Origin of the sequence: Streptomyces scopuliridis (genome assembly GCF_042790125.1) — a bacterium.
Classification (GTDB): domain Bacteria; phylum Actinomycetota; class Actinomycetes; order Streptomycetales; family Streptomycetaceae; genus Streptomyces; species Streptomyces scopuliridis_A.
Window position 1 is genome coordinate 11,274 of the sequence record NZ_JBHTZS010000029.1, and the last position, 18,249, is coordinate 29,522.

Consider the following 18,249-nt stretch of genomic DNA (forward strand, 5'->3'; position numbering starts at 1 on the left):
AGGACGAGGTCCCCATGAGTCTCACCGCCTCCCGGGCCAAGGCCGTCCCGGGCAGCCGAGGCACCCCACCGCCCCGCACCCACGCCCAGCGCAGACAGGCCCTCGGCCTGGACCGGGGCGCCTGGTTCCTGCTCCTACCCGCGCTCATCCCGATCCTGGTGCTCAGTGTGGGCCCGCTCCTGTACGGCGTCTCGCTCGCGTTCACCGACGCGCAGGCGGGACGCACGGCGGCCACCCAGTTCGTCGGACTCGACAACCTCCTCGACCTGCGCCATGACTCGCTGTTCTGGGAGTCCTTCCGTATCGGTCTCCTCTGGGCGGTGTGCGTCACGGCGTTGCAGTTCGCGCTGGCCATGGGCCTCGCGCTGCTGCTCAACCAGAATCTGCGTTTCCGCTGGCTGGCCCGGACGCTGGCGCTCGTACCGTGGGCCATGCCCGAGGTCGTCGTGGGCATCATGTGGCGGCTGGTGTACCACTCCGACGCGGGTGTCCTGAACAAGACGCTCACCCAGCTCGGTCTTCTCGGCGAGAACGTCGACTGGCTCGCCGACCTCTCCTACGCGCTGCCCGCGGTCATCGCCGTCGGCGTATGGGCGGGCATGCCGCAGACCACGGTCGTGCTCCTGGCCGGTCTGCAGAACGTTCCCCACGAGCTGCGTGAGGCCGCCCAGTTGGACGGCGCCGGACTGTGGCGCCGCTTCACCACGGTCACCTGGCCCGCGCTCAAGCCGGTCGTCCTCGCGATCACGTCCCTGAACTTCATCTGGAACTTCAATTCCTTCGGCCTGGTGTACGTCCTCACGCAGGGCGGTCCGGGCGGGCAGACCCGGCTTCCGATGCTCTTCGCGTACGAAGAGGCTTTCAAATACGGCCAGTTCGGCTACGCGGCCGCGATGGGCCTGCTCATGGTCGCCGTGATCGCGGTCCTCCTCACCCTGTTCCTGCGCAAGAAGCTGAAGGAGGACGCGGCATGAGCGCGACATCCGCCCTGCCCAAGGTCCGTGCCCTGCGCGCCGCGGGCCGCGCCGGCCAGTATCTGGCGCTGCTGGGCTTTCTGGTCTTCCTGGCCTTCCCGCTCCTCTGGCTGGTGTCCACGTCCTTCAAGTCGCCCCAGGAGCTGGGCTCGATCAATCCGACGTGGCTGCCGGTCGACCCCGGTCTCGGCAACTACCGCGCCGCGTTCGAGGCGCAGCCACTGCTCCACTCGGCGCTCAACAGCCTGATCGTGGCGGTCAGCGCCTCGGTGATCTCGGTGTCGATCGCCGTGCCCGCCGCGTATGTGATGGTCCGCTACAGGACGCGCGTCAGCCAGGCCGGCACCGTCTGGATCCTGGTGAGCCAGATGTTCCCGTTCGTGCTGGTGATCATCCCGCTGTTCCTGGTGCTGAAGAACCTGCGCATGATCGACAGCCTCGCCGGCCTGATCATCGTGTACGTCGTCTGGAACCTCCCCTTCTCGCTGTGGATGCTCCAGGGCTACGTCAAGTCGGTGCCGCGCTCCCTGGAGGAGGCCGCGGCGATGGACGGCGCGGGCCGGCTGCGCACGCTCGTCAGCGTGGTCCTGCCGCTGCTCGCGCCCGGCCTGGTGGCGACGCTGATGTTCTCCTTCGTCACCGCCTGGAACGAGTTCTTCTTCGCCCTCGTGCTCCTCAAGTCCCCGGAGAACCAGACCATGTCCGTGATCCTCACCCGCTTCCTCGGCGCCGAGGGCGTGGCGGACCTGGGCCCGCTCGCGGCGGCCTCGGTCCTCGCGACCATCCCCAGCCTGCTCTTCTTCGCGCTGCTCCAGCGCCGGCTCGTGGGCGGCATGCTCAGCGGGGCGGTGAAGGGCTGATGCGTATCCCCACGAGGCATACGAAGCGGCTTGCCACCTGCGCCGCCGCCCTGTCGCTGGCCCTGGTCGCCGGCTGCGGCGGCGGCCCGGAGCCGGACTCCTCCGACGGCGGGATCACCCTCGAATTCCTCAGCCTGGCCTGGCAGAAGGAGTCCGTCGACGCCAACAAGGCACTCGTGAAGCAGTGGAACGCGACCCACCCCGATGTCCAGGTGAAGTACGTGCAGGGCAGCTGGGACAATATCCACGACCAGCTTCTCACCTCCTTCGAGGGCGGTGAGGCCCCCGACATCATCCACAACGACGCCTCCGACCTCACCGACTTCGCGAACGGCGGCTACCTCGCCGACCTCGACGACTATCTGCCGGAGTCGCTGCGCGCGGACATCCCCCGGGCCTCCTGGGACACCACGACCTACGGCGAGGGAACGTACGGGGTCCCGTTCCTCCAGGAGCCACGCGTCCTCATCGCCGCCACGGCACTGCTCGAACAGGCCGACGTCCGCATCCCCACGGCCCGACAGCCCTGGACCTGGGACGAGTTCGAGGACGTCAGCAAGAAGCTGACACGCGACAGGAACAACGACGGCACGACCGACCAGTACGGCGTGGCCTGGTCCATGAAGGAACCGGTCGCCCAGTCCGTGAACCTGTCCCTGTCCACCGGCGGCCGGATCTTCTACAAGGACGCGGACGGCAAGAACGAGATCCGCTACGACAGCGCCGACTCGTCCGTCGCGCGGCTGATCGACCGACAGGTCAACGAGGACCGGACCGCGCCCAGGAACGGGCTCGGCATGTCGGGTTCCGACACCCTGCCCGGCTTCTTCGCGGGCCGCTACGCGATGCTTCCGCTCAACTTCTCCTTCCGCCAGCAGGTACAGCAGCAGGCGCCGAAGGGCTTCGACTGGACGGTCCTGCCGATGCCCACCGGCAACGGGGAACCGATACAGGGCACGATCCCCCAGACCCTCTCGGTCTCCGAGGACAGCCGGCACAAGCGGGCGGCGGTCGGCTTCATCGCCTTCCTCACCCAGGCCGAACACCAGGTTCAACTGGCTCGCGGCGACTGGCTGTTGCCCACCAGCACCACGGCCCTGAAGGACCCGTCGCTCAACACCGACACATACGGATGGAAGACCGGCGCCGCCGTCGCGGCCGGACTGCGCCCGTCCCCGGTGCTCGGGGTGCGCGGCTACGCGGAGTGGAAGGACAAGATCGCCACCCCCGCCTACCAGGAGTACTACAACGACGCGTTCGGCATCGCGGAACTGCGCGCACGCCTGGCGGGCGACGGCAACCGCATCCTCGACCGCTATCAGCGCTGAACCGAGCACTCAACCCGAGCACGACCCCAGAAAAGAGCACGAACCCACGATGAGTGTCAGGCTCGACCCCGATCCCGCTCCGCCGGCGGACGGCGCCCCGGATGCCCGCGGTCGCCGTACCGTCCCCCTCCCCCGGCCCACCACCGCGGCCGCGCTCCGGGACCGCGCCCGCGGCGCCCTGCTCGGCCTCGCGGTCGGCGACGCGCTCGGCGCACCGGCCGAGAACATGAAGCCCTCCCAGATCCGCGAACGCTGGGGACGTATCCAGGGGTTCGTCTCCGACGACCCGGCCGGAACGGACGACACCGAGTACGCGATCTTCTCGGGTCTGCTCCTCGCCGACCACGGTTCCGCTCTCACGATGGCCCATGTCGAGGCGGCCTGGCACGAGGGGATCGCCGACCGCGACGAAGGTGCTTTCAAGGGGGCCGGTTTCAGCGAGCGCGGCACCCTGGAGAACCTGCGCCGCGGCCTCGCCGCCCCCATCTCCGCTCAGCACCGGCACGCCTGGAGCGACGGCCTCGCGATGCGCGCCGCGCCCTTCGGCGTCTACGCGGCCGGGCGTCCGGCCGAGGCGGCCCGCCTGGTCGCGATCGACGGCACGGTGTCGCACGACGGCGAGGGCATTCTCGGCGGCCGGGCGGTGGCGGCGGGCGTCGCCGCGGCCATGGTCAGCCACACCCCGGACGCGGTCGTCCAGGCCGCGCTGTCCGTCGTGCCGGACGACTCGTGGACCGCCCGCTCACTGCACCGTGCGGTGTCGGCGGCGCGCCGGGCCCGCCGCGACCCCGACGGCACCCAGCTGTCGAGGGAGCGCGGGGTGCGCAAGGCCGTCGTCATCGGAGGCTATCCGTGGACGGACCTGGCGCCGGAGGCGGTGGGCCTGGCGTTCGGCGCGTTCGCGGTGGCCCGGGGCGACTTCCGCGAATCGGTCCTGATCGCCGTCAACATGGGCCGCGACGCCGACACCACCGCCGCCGTGGCGGGCGCCCTCGCCGGGGCCCTGCGCGGCGAGGCCGCGATCCCCGCCGACTGGGCGGACACGATCGGTCCCGTACGCGGCAGCTGCCTGCCGTCCATGGCCGGACGGCACATCCTCGACATCGCGGACCGGTTGACGCCCGCCGCACCGGACCGGGCGGGAACGACGGCGTGACACGACACCGGGACACCGCCGCCGTACCGCCCCGAACCACCGAAAGGCCCCTCACAGCCATGCTCCCCGCACCGGCGGACGCCACCCACCGCATCGAGGGCCTGCTCCTCGGCATCGCCGCGGGTGACGCCGCCGGGTGGCCCTCCGGCCGGCACCGCGCCGCCCGGCTGCCCGACTGGACGCGCCGCCTCACCCGCGAGCTGGACACCTTCGCCGAGCAGAACGCGACGACGACCCTGCCCGTCCCGATCGCGCTGAACCAGCCCCCGGAGCCGCTGCGCCTCGGCCCGTCCGACGACGCGGAGTGGGCGGCCTTCACCGCGCACTCTGTCCTCGACGCCTATGCCGACGGCCTCGGGGACCTCCCCGCCGACCAGCGCGTACGCTCCGCGCTCTCGCTCGCGTGGAACACCCTCGCGGACGAGATAGCGGCGGCGGCGGACCGCGCGGACGAGATCGAGTCGGCGGAGATGCCGCTGCGCGCCCGGATCTCCGTACGGGCCGGGCTGGGCAATCTCGCCGCCGGTCTGCGGCCTCCCGCGACGGGCCACGACAACCCGCACTACTTCGACGACGCGGCCTGTGTACGCGCCGCGGTCCTCGCGGTCGTGCACCCGGGCCAACCCCAACTCGCCGCCGATCTGGCCGAGTTCGACGCGCGCTACACCCAGGACGGCGATGGCGTGCACGGCGCCCGCGCCATGGCGGCGGCCGTCTCGGCGGCGCTCGGCGGCGCTCCCGTCGACATCTGTGTGGACGCGGCCCTCGCCCAGCTGCCGGAGGGCACCGAGATCCATCGCAACGCGGTACGCGCCGTCGGTCTGGCCCGCGCCGCGGTGACCGCGCACCCCGGTCTGCCCGGCAACGCGTTCGCCCTCGTGCCCGTTCTGGAACACGAGATCGTCGACCATGTCTACAGCTACGGCATCGCCGCGGCCGAAACGGTCCCCGTCGCTCTCGCCGTCGCCACGGCCGCGGCCGGAGCGGTCAGCGAGGCGGTCCCCACCGCGGCCTGTCTCTCCCGCGTCGCCGACTCGGCCCCCGCGCTGGCCGGCGCCCTCACCGGCGCGCTCGGCGGCGGCGACGCGTTCCCGGAGAGCTGGCGCGCGGCCTGCCGCACACTCGCGGGCTGCGCGCTGCCGCGCCTGGCCGGCACCGATCTGATCGCCCTGGCGGAGCGCCTGGCCACCCTGAGCAGCCCGACCAACTCCCCCTCTCCCGAAGGAATTCCGGCATGACCACGCTCAACAACCCGACGAGTCCCATCCCTTCGCTGGAGGACCGCGTCACCGGCGCCCTCATCGGAGCCGCCGTGGGCGACGCGCTCGGCGGCCCGGTCGAGGGCTGGACCCCCGAGGCCATCGCCGAACGCCACGGCGGCCGGGTGCGCGGCATCGTCGAACCGTTCCACAAGGACGAGTGGAAGACCGCGCGGCCCATCGCTCCGTACCACAAGGGGGATGGCCATGTCACCGACGACACCTTGATGACCCACGCCCTGATCCGTGTCTACGAGCGGGTCCGCGACCACCTCGACGCGTACGCGGTCGCCGACCACCTCGTCCCCGACCTGATGACCAACCCCCGCTGGATCCCGGAGCTGGAGGCCGAGGCGCTGCCGCTCCAGCGGATCTTCCTCGCGGAGAAGTGGATCGTCGCGCGTATCCACTACGGACATGTCGACCCACGCGAGGCGGGCGTCGGCAACATCGTCAACTGCGGTGCGGCGATGTACATGGCGCCGGTGGGCGCGGTCAACGCGGGCAACCCGCTGAGGGCGTACGAGGAGGCGCTGGAGGTCGCGGGCGCGCACCAGTCGTCGTACGGCCGCGAGGCGGCGGGGGTGTTCGCGGCGGCGGTGGCGTCCGCGTTCACGCCGGGCGCGACGCCCGGGTCCGTCGTCGAGGACGTCCTGAAGCTCGCGAAGGACGGCACGAAGTCGGCGATCGAGGCGGTGTGCGACGTGGCCGCACGCTACGACGACTTCGAGGACGCGCTGGGCCCGCTGCGCGAGGCGGTCGCTCCCTTCGACACGGTCGGCCCCGAGTACCGCAAGCCGTCTCTCGGCGCCCGCCGCCCCTCCCGGCTGCACTCCATCGAGGAACTTCCCGTCGCGCTGGGCATGGTGCTGGTGGGCCGCGGCGATTTCCGGCACACGGTGCTCGGCTCGGTCAACTACGGCCGTGACTGCGACTCGATCGCCACGATGAGCGGCGCGATCGTCGGTGCCCTGTACGGCGAGGAGTCGGTGCCCAAGGAATGGAGCACGGAGATCGCGCGGGCCAGCAGGCTGGATCTGCACGCCCCGGCGGCCTCCCTCGCCCGGGTCGCGCGCGAGGTGTACGCCCGCGACCTGGAGCGGCGCCGCGCCCACGAGGCCGCCTTCACCACGCTCGCGGGGCTCTGATGCTCCGTCTGACGTGGGTGCAGCCGGAGGACCTGATCGGGCACGAGCTGCGCCAGGCGGCCCAGGACGGCCGGGACGCGACGGAGACCGAACGCCGCTGGATCGCGGCGGGCGGCCATCTCGCGCCGGAGCGGGCCGGCGCGTCACCGGCACCGGCCTCGTCCGGACTCAGGTCGCTCGCCCAGGAGTTGCTGGACGGCTTGGCGCGGCTCCCGTCGCCCCTCGCGGCAGCGGAGCCGACCGTATTCCAGGCCCGAGCGGTACGTGAGGACGAGCCGGCCGGGCGGCGCCCGGAGCCGGACCCGCGAGCGGAGACGGACCGCCTGCACGCCGCGTGGCTGGGCCGGGCGATCGGCTGCGTCCTGGGCAAGCCCGTCGAGAAACTGCCCCTCGACGGTATCCGCGCCATCGCCCGCTCGACCGGCAACTGGCCCCTGAACACCTGGTTCAGCGCAGAGAACCTGGACCCGCGGATCGCCGCGGCGTACCCCTGGAACCGCCGTTCCCGCGCCACCTCCCTCGCCGAGAACATCGACGGCATGCCGGAGGACGACGACCTCAACTACCCGCTCCTGGGCCTGATGCTGCTCCAGCGCCATGGCCACGGCTTCACCACGGCCGACGTGGCGAAGCTGTGGCTGGACGAACTCCCGGCGGGCCGTACGTTCACCGCGGAGCGCATCGCCTACCGCAACCTCCTGGACGGCCTGGAGCCACCGCACACCGCGACGCACCGCAACCCGTTCCGCGAGTGGATCGGCGCACAGATCCGGGCGGACGTCTTCGGCTGGGCGTGCCCGGGGGACCCGGCGAGCGCCGCCGAACTGGCGTATCGCGACGCGGTGTTGTCGCACACGGCGAACGGCGTGTACGGCGAGATGTTCGTGGCGGCGGCGATCGCGCACGCGGCCGGCCCGGTCCCCACCACGATCCACGAGACCCTTGCCACCGCCCTCGCCCATATCCCGCCGGACTCCCGCTACGCGCGGGCGATCCGCTTCGGCGTCGATACGGCGCGGGCGGAACCCACCGGCACCCCGGCCGGCTTCGAGCGGGTCGTCGACGCTCTGCACGCGCGCTACGCCCACACCCACCACTGGGTGCACGTCCTGCCGAACGCCGCTCTGCTCGCCGCCGCGCTCAGCCACGCCGACGGTGACTTCACGGGCTCCATCTGCCGTGCGGTGTCGGGCGGTTGGGACACGGACTCCAACGGCGCGACCGCCGGTTCGATCGCGGGCCTGCTCGCGGGCGGCCCGGAGGCGCTCGGTGAGCGCTGGACGGTCCCGCTGAGGAACCGCCTCGCCACCACCGTCGGCGGCTTCGACGGCATCGGCTTCGACGAACTGGCGCGCCTCACCCTGGAGGTCCGCGCTCACCCCGGAGGTCCGCGCATGACAGGTCCGACCGCCCTCGGCCCGGCCACCACGCCCCCGGTCGTCCACGTACGGAAGGCACGATGAACGAGATCCCGCTCCCCCGCTACGACGGCCCGCTGCGCGGCCTGCGCGTCCTCGATCTGGCGACGCTCTTCGCCGGTCCCCTGTGCGCCACGATGCTCGGTGACTTCGGCGCCGAGGTGATCAAGGTCGAGCACCCCCGCAAGCCGGACCCGTCCCGTGGCCACGGCCCGTCGAAGGACGGGATCGGCCTGTGGTGGAAGCTGCTGGGACGCAACAAGAGGAACATCACGCTCGACCTGTCCACCTCCGGCGGCCGGGACGTACTCCTGCGACTGGTCGCCGAGTCCGACGTCGTGATCGAGAACTTCCGCCCCGGCACCCTGGAGAAGTGGAATCTCGGCTGGGACGAGCTGTCCGCCGCCAATCCCCGCCTCGTCCTGGCGCGTATCACCGGCTTCGGCCAGTTCGGCCCGTACGCCAAGCGGCCGGGATTCGGCACCCTCGCCGAGGCGATGAGCGGCTTCGCGGCGATCACCGGGGAGCCGGACGGTCCGCCGACGCTGCCACCGTTCGGCCTCGCCGACTCGATCGCCGCGCTCTCCACCTCGTACGCGGTGATGGCCGCCCTGCGCGGCCGTGACGAGACGGGCCGCGGCCAGGTCGTCGACATGGCGATCATCGAGCCGATGCTGACGATCCTCGGCCCTCAGCCCCTCTGGTACGACCAGCTCGGCTACGTACAGCCGCGCACCGGCAACCGCTCCACGAACAACGCGCCGCGCAACACCTACCGCACCGGCGACGACAAGTGGGTCGCCGTCTCGACCTCCGCGCAGTCGATCGCGGAGCGCGTGATGCGCCTGGTCGGCAGGGCCGAGTTCCTCGACGAGGAGTGGTTCGCCACGGGCTCCGGCCGTGCCGCGCACGCCGACGAGCTCGACGAGGCGGTGGGCTCGTGGATCGCGGCGCACACCCGTGACGCGGTCGTGGCGGCCTTCGAGAAGGCGGAGGCGGCGATCGCCCCGATCTACGACATCCGCGATGTGATGGCCGACGAGCAGTACCGGGCACTCGACTCGATCACCGAGCTCCCCGACCCGGACTTCGGCACGGTGAGGATGCAGAACGTCCTCTTCCGCCTCTCCGGGACCCCGGGTTCCATCAAGTGGACGGGGCGCGCGCACGGCGCGGACACGGACGAGATCCTCACCGGACTCGGCCTGACGGACACGGAGATCGGCACGCTGCGCACGGCGGGTGCGGTGTGACGGACCCCGCGTATCTGACCTGGCTGTACGTTCCCGGCGACCGTCCCGGAGTCGTCGCCAAGGCGCTCGGCTCCGGGGCCGATGTGGTGCTGGTCGACCTGGAGGACGCGGTCGCCCCCGACCGTAAGGGCTACGCGCTCGACGCGACCGCCGAACTCCTCGCCGACAAGCACGACGTGCCGGTCCACGTCCGCGTCAACGCGCTCGACGGGCCCCTCGCCGGGCGCGAGGTACGCCGGCTCACCCCGCTGCCGGGCCTGGACGCGCTGCGCCTGCCGAAGGTGGCGGGCCCGGACGACCTCACCCGCGTCCTGGACTGGGCGGACGAAGTGCCGCCGTTGTACGCCCTGTTGGAGTCGGCCCTCGGTATCGAGCACGCCTACACGATCGCGGGCCATCCGTGTGTGCACGGTATCGCGCTCGGCGAGGCGGACCTGCGCGCCGAGCTCGGTGTCACGGACGCGACGGGCCTCGCCTGGCCACGCGGCCGCGCGGTGGTCGCGGCGCGGGCGGCACGACTGCCGCCCCCACCGCAGTCGGTGTACCCGGACGTCCGCGACACCGACGGCCTGGCCCGCTCCTGCGCCGAGGGCCGGGCGCTGGGCTTCCTGGGCCGTACGGCGATCCATCCGAGGCAACTCCCGGTGATCGAGGAGGCGTTCCTGCCGACGGAGCGGGAGGTGGCGGTGGCCCGCGAGATCGTCCGGACGGCGGCGGCGGACGCGGGCGCCCTGGCCCTCCCCGACGGCCGCTTCGTGGACGCGGCCGTCGTCGCCGACGCACGGCGGGTGCTGACACTGACGGAACGCCGGAGCGGATGACCCCGCGCGGGGCAGACGGTCAGTCCCGCGGGGCGAGGTCGCGTGGCGGGGTGCCCCGGTACCCCGCGAGCAGCGGCCGTGGGAGCGGCCCCTTGATGCGTGCTCCGCCTTCCTGTTCCTCCCAGGCGTGCGCGAGGATGCCCACGCTGCGGGAGAGTACGAACAGGCCGCGGCCGAGCTCCGCGGGAAAGCCCAGCTCGGCGTAGATGATCGCGGTGGCACCGTCGATATTCATCGGCACCGGGCGCGTCCGGCCCTCGGCCAGCGCCGCTTCGAGCGCGAGGCCGGCCGCCAGGGCCCGTCCCGGTATCTCCCCCTCCGCGACGGCCTCCTCGACCAGCGCGAGAAGCGGATCGCGCCGTGGGTCGCGTGGGTGGAAGCGGTGTCCGAAGCCGGGTACGTAGGCGCGGCGGTCCCGGAACCCGGCGACGACGGCGGTGGCGTCCTCGCCGCCGATGACGCGCTCCAGCACTTCCATGCACTGCTGCCCGGCTCCGCCGTGGACGTCCCCGAGCAGGCCGGCGCCGGTGGCCACCGCGCTGTTCAGTCCCACGCCGCAGGTCGCCGCCATCCGGGCGGCCGCGATCGAGGGGGCCTGCGGGCCGTGGTCGACGGCCGCGACCAGCGCGGCCTCCAGCAGACGGCCCTGACCGGGGCTGGGGAGTTCGCCCCGCAGCATCAGCCAGATCTGCTCGGCGAAGGTGATGCGGCCGATCAGCTGCTCGACGGGGTAGCCACGCAGCAGGATCTCGCCGGGGCGGATACGGCTCACCGCTGTCGACCACCAGTCGGTGACGCGGTGTTCCTCGATCATCGCGGGCCCCTCCGGCGCGTTCGCGCTCGACGGCCCGGTGCCGCGCGGGGTGTCGGGGCCGCTCACACCGCACCCCGTTCCCGCAGTGCCGCGATCTGCGCCGGGGTGTAGCCGAGTTCCGCCAGGGCCGCGTCGGTGTGCTCGCCCAGCAGGGGCGGCGGTCCCGCCGGGGCGGCGGATTCGTCGTCCACGCGCAGCGGGCTGCCGAGCACCTTCAGCGGCCGTTCGCGGCCGTCGGGGAAGGGGAGCGTGTGGACGAAGCCGCGCGCGGCCAGGTGCTCCAGGCCCAGGGCGTCGGGCAGCGACAGTACGCGGGCCGCCGGTACGCCCGCGTCGGAGAGGATCTCTTCCCATTCGGCGGCCGGGCGGGCGGCGAGCGCGGACTCCACCTCGGCGCGCAGTGCGTCGCGGTGTGTCTTGCGGTCGGCGGGGTGCGCGAACCGTGGGTCGGAGGTGAGGTCTTCCCGGCCGATCAGACGGCACAGCGTGGTGAACTGCTGCTGCCGGTTGGCGGCGATGTTCAGATGCCCCGCGCCGGTGCGGAAGGTACCGGAGGGCGCGGCGGTGAAGTTCTCGTTGCCCATCGGGCGCGGTTCCCGGCCGGTGATCAGGTAGTTGGACGTCACCCAGCCCATCGCGGTCAGCGCGGACTCCAGCATCGATACGTCGACGAACGCGCCTTCGCCGGTACGGCCGCGCCGGACGAGGGCGGCGGCGACGGCGTACGCGGCCGCCATACCGCCCAGGGTGTCGGCGACGGGGAAGCCGGCGCGCAGCGGCGTCGCCTCCGGGGTGCCGGTCACGCTCATCATGCCGCTCAGGCCCTGGATGATCTGGTCATAGGCGGGACGGTCCCGCATCGGCCCGGTCTGTCCGAAGCCGGAGATGGCGCAGTAGACGAGTGCGGGGTTCTCGGTGCGCAGCGTCTTCCAGCCCAGCCCCAGCCGTTCCATCACCCCGGGGCGGAAGTTCTCCAGCAGGACGTCCGACTCCCGTACCGCGCGCAGCAGCGCCTCGCGTCCGTCCGGGTCCTTGAGATTCACGGTGAGGGAGCGCTTGCCCGCGTTCTGTGCCAGGAAGGACGCCCCGAGCAGATCCTCGCCCAGGGCGCGGTCGGCCCCCAACTGGCGTGCCAGATCGCCCGATCCCGGCATTTCCACTTTGAGTACATCGGCGCCCTGGAGGGCGAGTTGATAGCCGGCGAAGGGCCCGGCGAGGACGTTCGTGAGGTCGAGGACGCGGACGCCGTCCAGCAGGGCGGTCGTCATCAGGCCGTACCTCCGATGCAGTCGAGGGCGGTCAGGGCCCGCGCGGTGTCCACGAGGGCGGGTGTGAAGCCCGCGACGGCCTCGTCGGAGAAACGGACGGTGGGACCGCCCAGGGCAACGGCGCCGGTCAGCCGGCCGGCGGCGTCGAACACGGGCGCCGCGGCGCCGGACACGCCCGCCTCCCGCTCCCCGTGGCTGACGGACCAGCCCTGGACAGCGGCCTGCCGCGCGCGTTCCCACAGCGTCTCGTCCCAGCCCGGATGCGGCGCGCGGGCCGCGACGGCGGCGACGTCCGCGCGCTCCGCACGGGAGAGGAGCACATGGCTGGACGCGCCGGACCACAGCGGCATCTCGGCTCCCACGTGTACGACATGGCGCAGGGTCCGCGTCCCCTCGTGACGGGCGACGCACACGCGGGTGCCCTGCTGACGCACGTAGAGATGCACCGTCTCGCCGCCGCTCGCCTCGCTCAGCTCCTTCAGCCGCTGCAACGCCTCTTCGGGCAACTGCCAGGTACTGCGGGCCAGTTCCGCCCAGCGCAGCAGTCCGGTGCCGGGGACGGTCCGTCCGTCGCCGCGGCTCCAGAGCAGACCGCACTGTTCCAAGGTGTGCACCAGCCGGACCACGGTCGTCTTCGGGAGCCCCGTGGCGCTGACGAGTTCCCGTACGGAGCGGCTCGGGTGTTCCGCGTCGTAGAGGGCGAGCAGGTCCACGGCGCGCTGGACGCTGCGGACACCGCCGGCATCGGGTTCAGGCATATGAATCCTCATCCTCCGCGAAATAGTCGTCGCCGGTCTCTTGCCAGCGACTTGCCCCCTCCATAACATCACCGAACCATTCAGCGGCACAAGTGTTCCGCCTGGTGGTACAGCATGGTGATACCGGAGGCGACGAAGGAGTCCCCGATGAGTTCCGAGCACAGCCCACCGACGGTCGCGGCCGACACCACGGCAGCCGAACGGCCGGTCTTCCAGCCCAAGGTGGCCGTCGCGGCCGTCTTCGGCACGACGGTGGAGTGGTACGACTTCGCCCTTTACGGCACGGCCGCCGCCCTCGTCTTCAACAAGCTCTACTTCCCGGACGCCGACCCGCTCGTCGGCACCACCCTGGCCTTCGGCACCTTCGCCATCGGCTTCCTCGCCCGCCCGCTCGGCGGCGCCTACTTCGGCGAGAAGGGCGACACCGAGGGCCGCAAGAAGGTCCTCGTCGTCACGCTGCTGCTCATGGGTGTCGCCACCACCGCGATCGGTCTGCTGCCCACCTATGCCCAGATCGGCGTGGCCGCGCCGATCGCGCTCACCGTCCTGCGCTTCGTGCAGGGCTTCGCGGCCGGCGGCGAGAAGACCGGGGCACTGATCATCCTCTTCGAGAACGCGCCCCCGAAATGGCGTGGTCTGCTGTCCTCACTGCCCGCGATCGGCACGGGCACCGGCACCCTCCTCTCCACCGGCGCGTTCGCGCTCATGACGGGACTGCTCTCCGACGAGGCGTTCCTCAGCTGGGGCTGGCGGGTCCCGTTCCTCGCGAGCGCCTTCCTCACACTGTTCGGGCTGTGGGTACGCGCGTCCCTGGAGGAGACAGCCGAGTTCCGGAAGGCGGGCGTCCTGAAGCGGGACACGGCCGCGCGTCCCCTGCGTCAGCGGTTCCGGGAGAGCCGTTTCGTCGAGGCGTGGACCCGCTACCCGCGAGAGATGATCATCGTCATCTGCGCGGGCGCGGCGGAGAACGCCGGGTACTACATCTTCGGCACCTTCTCCGTCGCCTACGCGGAGGACCGCGGGCAGACCACCACCGCGCTGCTCACCGGCATCTCGATCGCCGCCGCCGTCAAGCTCTTCTCCGTCCCCGCCTTCGGCGCGCTCTCCGACCGGGTCGGCCGACGACCGGTGAGCATCGGCGGCGCCCTGGTACTGCTCCTGGCCGCCTGGCCGTTCTTCGAACTGATCGACGGCGGACAGCCCTGGGCGACCTGGCTGGCCCTTCTGGTCACCCTGGGCGTCGGACAGGCCGCGATCCTCGGATCACAGCCCGCGTTCTTCGCCGAACTGTTCGACACCAAAGTCCGCTTCAGCGCGGTCGGCGTCGCCAACAACGTCGGCACCGTTCTCACCGGGGGCCTCGCCCCGCTCATCGCCGCGGGGCTGCTGCTGTGGTTCGACCACAGCGTCGTCGGTGTCGTGGTCTTCATGGCCCTGATGAGCGCACTCACCGCCGGCACCGTCGCACTGGCCCCCGAGACGCGCCCGCCGGGACCACCGGCCGGTCCCCCGGTCCGGGCCTAATCCTCGGCGAGCACGACGACCGTGTCGCTGTCGGACAGCGTCAGCGGCGCGGTCTTGGAGGGGTTGAGGTGGACGCCGTAGAGCGGCGGTTCGTCGCTCTGCTGTGCCAGCCGGTAGCCGATCGCCGTCTCGCCGCGCTGCCGGGCGGCCTCGATGACCGTGGCGAAGTTGGCCTCGGTGCCCGGTACGAGATAACTCGGTGCCGGCTTCAGGTAGATCTCCGACCCCTGCGGGTCGAAGAGGTCGGCGAACACCGCGTACAGGTGCCGGTTCTCACTGAGTTGAGTCAGCAGGAGGCTGATGACCTTCGTGCTGACGATGAAGTCGTCGGCCTTGGTGACCTGCGCGACCTCGCGGTTGGCGTCGTCGTTCATCTCGGTGACGATCGAGTACGGGTCGCCGAGCAGAATCTCGATGTCGCGCAGATGCAGCAGGGTGACCAAGGTACGGTCGTCGGCCCGGCCGGGGTCGATCGCGTCGTCCGTCAGCACCACGACGTGGCGGTAGTTCTCCAGCCCCAGGGCCTCCAGCGACGGCCGGTGGATGGGGTCGCAGTGCTTGAACCCCACCGTGAGATTGTCCAGTTGCCCGTTCAAATCCTCCAGGGGTTGCCGCGGGGCCGCGATGTCCACGACGGATCCCGCTTCCACCAGCCGGTCGAGCAATGAAATGATCTTCGCGGCGCGCGGGTTCCAGCCGATCAGCAAAGTGCGGTCCGGCAGGGGCGACCGCACATGCGCCGCTGTGATCGCCGACCGCAGGACCGTGGGCCGGTCGGTCGCCCGCTTGATGAGCAGATCGTCCTCGGCGACCATCAGCAGCCGGTCGCCGCCCTCGATGACGGTGTCCATCGCCGGGTTGACGAGTATCTCCCCGTCCTCGCGGTGCAGCCCGATGGGTACGCCGAGCTCGAAGGCGTTCAGGGACTCCCCGTAGGTGGAACCGGTCAGCCCCGGTTCGGCCCAGGGATAGATCTCGTTGCCCATGAAGCTGAGCAGTTCGTTGAAGACAGTGGACAGCCCGGACTGCCGGTGGGACTGCACGATCAGCCGGACGGCGATGTCGTCGACGTCGATCACCAGCGCGGTCTCGCCCGCGGCGAGCCGGGCGGCCGCCAGGTTCGGGGAGTTCTGCACGGCCGCCACCACATTCGGGCGCGTCCCCGGCCACGTACGGTTGTTGAGGAGCAACAGCACCTTGATGACATCGATATCGCTGTCGTCCCCGACAGGCGGCAGCACCATGATCGCCTTGGCGGTGTCCGGGCTCACCAGCTCCAGATCGGCGCGTTGCAGCGGACTGCCGGAGCGGCAGATCACGCGCGTCTTCCCGGTGTCCGGTATACGCCGCCGGATCTCGTCGTCCATGTCGACCTTGTCCCGGTCGGCGAGGATGACCACGCAGGAGCGGCGCTCGCTCTGATTGGCCTCCACCAACTCCGCGATCACGGTGAAGATCTGATCCGACCAGCCGAGCACGATGGTGTGCCCGTGCTCGATCAGCCGTGACTTGCCCTTGCGCAGTTCCTGGATCCGGGTCTCCAGACCCGTCGTCAGCACACCGATGAGCGCGCTGACGATGAAGATCCCGCCGATGGTCACCGTCAGCATGAGGATCAGGAACAGCGGCTGCCCGGTGTCCCCGCCCATCGTGCCGGGATCGAGGGTGCGCAGCAGGCTCATCCAGATGACGCCGGGCCAGCCGCCGTTCTCTTCCGTGTCCTTGTGGGCCGCGACGACCACCACACTGGAGACCAGCGTGATCAGCGCTAACGAGGCGAGCCCCAGCCAGCCGATCAGCGCGGGCGTGCCACGGTCCATCGTTCCGTCGAACCAGTACCGCAGCCGCGCCCTGAGTGTTCTGTGCATACCGAATCCCTCCGTAGCTCCATCCCGCGAACATGCCCAACAGGGCTGCGAGGATGGCGTGTTACCCCTTGATCATCTCGCCTCGCCCCGGTGCGACACCAGTCAGCTCCGCGCCCGGGACGTGACGAGGTGACGACGTGACGGACGCACAGGGCGACGTGACGCCCCGGCCCGCCGGCAGGAGACGAGGGCTCGGCAGGAGGCGGCTCAAGTGGGCCGAGCGGGTCAGCCCGCTTTGCGGCGGACGCCGACGTCCTCCATATTCGAAGAGCACCTCCGCGCTCACGGCCTCGCAGCCGACGGCCGCGTCGTGCGGGAGCCACGGCAGGCCGCGTTCTCATGCGGCACGGGACGGACGTCGCCGGCAGTCCATCCGCTGAGTGTCAGGAGGAACGTCGGGATGACCGCGCAGTTCGGGGACTACCAGGACGAGATCTACGAGGACGGGCTGCGCGGCGTCGTGCCGACGTTCCCGATGTCGTACGAGGAGCTGGAGGCCAGGGCGCGAGCCGCCCTGCCCGCGTCGCTCGTGTCGTACGTCGCCGCCGGGGCCGGCAACGAGCACACCCAGCGGGCCAACGTCGACGCCTTCACCAGGTGGGGGATCGTTCCCCGGATGCTGGTGGGCGCGGTGCGGCGCGACCTCTCGGTGGAGCTCTGCGGTCTGCGGCTGCCCTCCCCACTGATGTTGGCGCCGATCGGGGTGATCGGGCTGTGTGCCCAGGACGGCCACGGTGACCTGGCCGTCGCCCGGGCGGCGGCCCGCACCGGAGTGCCGATGATCGCCTCCACCCTGACGGTCGATCCCATGGAGGAGGTGGCGGCGCGGTTGGACGGGGTTCCGGGGTTCTTCCAGCTGTACACGCCGGATGACCGGGAGCTGGCCGAAAGTCTGGTGCGGCGCGCGGAGGCGGCGGGCTTCAGAGGGATCGTGGTCACGCTGGACACCTGGCTCACCGGCTGGCGACCGCGCGACCTGTCCACCAGCAACTTCCCACAGCTGCGCGGCCACTGCCTGGCGAACTACACGTCCGACCCGGTCTTCCGCTCCCGGCTCGACCGTACGCCCGAGGCGGACCCGGCCGCCGCGGTCGCCCACTGGGCGAAGACCTTCGGCAACTCGCTGACCTGGGACGACCTGCCGTGGCTGCGCTCGATCACCCGGCTGCCCCTGCTGCTGAAGGGCATCTGCCACCCCGACGACGTGCGGCGCGCCAGGGACGCGGGCATCGACGGAATGTACTGCTCCAACCACGGCGGCCGGCAGGCCAATGGCGGGCTGCCCGCCCTGGACATGCTTCCGGCCGTGGTGGACGCCGCGGACGGGCTGCCGGTGATCTTCGATTCCGGCGTCCGGTCGGGCGCGGACATCGTCAAGGCGGTGGCGCTGGGCGCGACCGCGGTGGCCGTGGGGCGGCCGTACGCCTACGGGCTGGCGATCGGCGGTACGGAGGGCGTCGTACATGTGCTGCGCGCCCTGCTCGCCGAGGCGGACCTCCTCATGGCGATCGACGGCTACCCCACCCTCGCCGATATCACGCGCAAGGCACTTCGCCCGACCCCGGCCACGGCGGCGGCTCCACGGTGACGGCACGGGCCGCTGGAGAGCCTTCGCGTACCCTCCCCGGGGCCAAGGACCTCGACTCCGACCTGAACAGAATCGCCCACACCAACGCCGAGCGCCTCCCGCAGCTCGGCTGACAGGGCGCCCGGTGTCCGGCCGGCCTCCTCGATTCACGGCCAAAAGCCGCTCTTGCGCGACGAGTTGATGCCCCCGATACTCCCGGGCAACGCCGGCCG

Annotated in this window: 15 protein-coding genes; 11 read left to right on the forward strand and 4 right to left on the reverse strand. The window is 71.5% G+C overall.

The annotated features are described in order from the left end of the window. Positions 1-14 precede the first annotated feature (14 nt). Genes ACFRKB_RS31180 through ACFRKB_RS31220 form a run of 9 tightly spaced genes read left to right on the forward strand, consistent with a single transcriptional unit; the run spans position 15 to position 10,217 of the window. Complete coding sequence (locus tag ACFRKB_RS31180; protein WP_383109959.1) at positions 15-974, forward strand: carbohydrate ABC transporter permease; 960 nt, start codon at positions 15-17, stop codon at positions 972-974. Then, on the forward strand, positions 971-1,834 hold the full coding sequence (locus ACFRKB_RS31185) for a carbohydrate ABC transporter permease (RefSeq protein ID WP_383109960.1): 864 nt from the start codon (positions 971-973) through the stop codon (positions 1,832-1,834). Before ACFRKB_RS31180 ends, ACFRKB_RS31185 begins: the two co-directional genes overlap by 4 nt. After that, positions 1,834-3,162 carry an ABC transporter substrate-binding protein gene (locus ACFRKB_RS31190; protein ID WP_383109961.1) on the forward strand — a complete coding sequence of 443 codons (1,329 nt, stop codon included), beginning with the start codon at positions 1,834-1,836 and terminating at the stop codon, positions 3,160-3,162. Before ACFRKB_RS31185 ends, ACFRKB_RS31190 begins: the two co-directional genes overlap by 1 nt. Positions 3,163-3,211: 49 nt before the next feature. Beyond that, positions 3,212-4,318 carry an ADP-ribosylglycohydrolase family protein gene (locus tag ACFRKB_RS31195; protein ID WP_383109962.1) on the forward strand — a complete coding sequence of 369 codons (1,107 nt, stop codon included), beginning with the start codon at positions 3,212-3,214 and terminating at the stop codon, positions 4,316-4,318. A gap of 59 nt (positions 4,319-4,377) precedes the next feature. Continuing rightward, the gene (locus tag ACFRKB_RS31200; protein WP_383109963.1) at positions 4,378-5,556 is read left to right on the forward strand and encodes an ADP-ribosylglycohydrolase family protein; all 1,179 of its coding nucleotides are present in this window, start codon (positions 4,378-4,380) and stop codon (positions 5,554-5,556) included. Continuing rightward, positions 5,553-6,725, forward strand: a complete 1,173-nt coding sequence (locus ACFRKB_RS31205; RefSeq protein ID WP_383109964.1) for an ADP-ribosylglycohydrolase family protein — start codon at positions 5,553-5,555, stop codon at positions 6,723-6,725. Before ACFRKB_RS31200 ends, ACFRKB_RS31205 begins: the two co-directional genes overlap by 4 nt. Continuing rightward, positions 6,725-8,188 (forward strand): ADP-ribosylglycohydrolase family protein, encoded by a 1,464-nt coding sequence (locus tag ACFRKB_RS31210; protein ID WP_383109965.1) that lies wholly within the window; start codon positions 6,725-6,727, stop codon positions 8,186-8,188. Before ACFRKB_RS31205 ends, ACFRKB_RS31210 begins: the two co-directional genes overlap by 1 nt. Then, positions 8,185-9,396 (forward strand): CaiB/BaiF CoA transferase family protein, encoded by a 1,212-nt coding sequence (locus ACFRKB_RS31215; RefSeq protein WP_383109966.1) that lies wholly within the window; start codon positions 8,185-8,187, stop codon positions 9,394-9,396. Before ACFRKB_RS31210 ends, ACFRKB_RS31215 begins: the two co-directional genes overlap by 4 nt. After that, the gene (locus tag ACFRKB_RS31220) at positions 9,393-10,217 is read left to right on the forward strand and encodes an HpcH/HpaI aldolase/citrate lyase family protein (protein WP_383109967.1); all 825 of its coding nucleotides are present in this window, start codon (positions 9,393-9,395) and stop codon (positions 10,215-10,217) included. The genes ACFRKB_RS31215 and ACFRKB_RS31220 overlap by 4 nt, the downstream gene beginning before the upstream one ends. Positions 10,218-10,236: 19 nt before the next feature. Here ACFRKB_RS31220 and ACFRKB_RS31225 read toward each other — a convergent pair whose 3' ends face one another. The 3 genes from ACFRKB_RS31225 to ACFRKB_RS31235 are packed head-to-tail and all read right to left on the reverse strand — an operon-like array spanning position 10,237 to position 13,057. Further along, complete coding sequence (locus tag ACFRKB_RS31225) at positions 10,237-11,097, reverse strand: citryl-CoA lyase (protein ID WP_383109968.1); 861 nt, start codon at positions 11,095-11,097, stop codon at positions 10,237-10,239. Continuing rightward, a complete protein-coding gene (locus ACFRKB_RS31230) occupies positions 11,094-12,299 on the reverse strand; it encodes a CaiB/BaiF CoA transferase family protein (protein ID WP_383109969.1) in 1,206 nt (401 codons plus the stop codon). Before ACFRKB_RS31230 ends, ACFRKB_RS31225 begins: the two co-directional genes overlap by 4 nt. Further along, entirely contained in the window at positions 12,299-13,057 is a 759-nt protein-coding gene (locus tag ACFRKB_RS31235; protein ID WP_383109970.1) for an IclR family transcriptional regulator, read from the reverse strand. Before ACFRKB_RS31235 ends, ACFRKB_RS31230 begins: the two co-directional genes overlap by 1 nt. Positions 13,058-13,204: 147 nt before the next feature. Here ACFRKB_RS31235 and ACFRKB_RS31240 point away from each other — a divergent pair, with 147 nt between their 5' ends. Further along, positions 13,205-14,581 (forward strand): MFS transporter, encoded by a 1,377-nt coding sequence (locus tag ACFRKB_RS31240; protein WP_383109971.1) that lies wholly within the window; start codon positions 13,205-13,207, stop codon positions 14,579-14,581. Here the strand turns inward: ACFRKB_RS31240 and ACFRKB_RS31245 are convergent. Further along, positions 14,578-16,449 (reverse strand): CASTOR/POLLUX-related putative ion channel, encoded by a 1,872-nt coding sequence (locus ACFRKB_RS31245; RefSeq protein ID WP_383109972.1) that lies wholly within the window; start codon positions 16,447-16,449, stop codon positions 14,578-14,580. The two genes, ACFRKB_RS31240 and ACFRKB_RS31245, sit on opposite strands and share 4 nt — an antisense overlap. 400 nt (positions 16,450-16,849) lie before the next feature. Between ACFRKB_RS31245 and ACFRKB_RS31250 the strand changes: the two genes are divergently transcribed. Then, the gene (locus tag ACFRKB_RS31250) at positions 16,850-18,037 is read left to right on the forward strand and encodes an alpha-hydroxy-acid oxidizing protein (RefSeq protein WP_383109973.1); all 1,188 of its coding nucleotides are present in this window, start codon (positions 16,850-16,852) and stop codon (positions 18,035-18,037) included. Positions 18,038-18,249: the final 212 nt, after the last annotated feature.

Excerpts from the sequence above, each read along its gene's own strand:
- ACFRKB_RS31180 (WP_383109959.1), top strand. The coding sequence starts at position 15 with ATGAGTCTCACCGCCTCCCGGGCCAAGGCCGTCCCGGGCAGCCGAGGC.
- ACFRKB_RS31185 (WP_383109960.1), top strand. The coding sequence starts at position 971 with ATGAGCGCGACATCCGCCCTGCCCAAGGTCCGTGCCCTGCGCGCCGCG.
- ACFRKB_RS31190 (WP_383109961.1), top strand. The coding sequence starts at position 1,834 with ATGCGTATCCCCACGAGGCATACGAAGCGGCTTGCCACCTGCGCCGCC.
- ACFRKB_RS31195 (WP_383109962.1), top strand. The coding sequence starts at position 3,212 with ATGAGTGTCAGGCTCGACCCCGATCCCGCTCCGCCGGCGGACGGCGCC.
- ACFRKB_RS31200 (WP_383109963.1), top strand. The coding sequence starts at position 4,378 with ATGCTCCCCGCACCGGCGGACGCCACCCACCGCATCGAGGGCCTGCTC.
- ACFRKB_RS31205 (WP_383109964.1), top strand. The coding sequence starts at position 5,553 with ATGACCACGCTCAACAACCCGACGAGTCCCATCCCTTCGCTGGAGGAC.
- ACFRKB_RS31210 (WP_383109965.1), top strand. The coding sequence starts at position 6,725 with ATGCTCCGTCTGACGTGGGTGCAGCCGGAGGACCTGATCGGGCACGAG.
- ACFRKB_RS31215 (WP_383109966.1), top strand. The coding sequence starts at position 8,185 with ATGAACGAGATCCCGCTCCCCCGCTACGACGGCCCGCTGCGCGGCCTG.
- ACFRKB_RS31230 (WP_383109969.1), bottom strand. The coding sequence starts at position 12,299 with ATGACGACCGCCCTGCTGGACGGCGTCCGCGTCCTCGACCTCACGAAC.
- ACFRKB_RS31235 (WP_383109970.1), bottom strand. The coding sequence starts at position 13,057 with ATGCCTGAACCCGATGCCGGCGGTGTCCGCAGCGTCCAGCGCGCCGTG.
- ACFRKB_RS31240 (WP_383109971.1), top strand. The coding sequence starts at position 13,205 with ATGAGTTCCGAGCACAGCCCACCGACGGTCGCGGCCGACACCACGGCA.
- ACFRKB_RS31245 (WP_383109972.1), bottom strand. The coding sequence starts at position 16,449 with ATGCACAGAACACTCAGGGCGCGGCTGCGGTACTGGTTCGACGGAACG.
- ACFRKB_RS31250 (WP_383109973.1), top strand. The coding sequence starts at position 16,850 with ATGACCGCGCAGTTCGGGGACTACCAGGACGAGATCTACGAGGACGGG.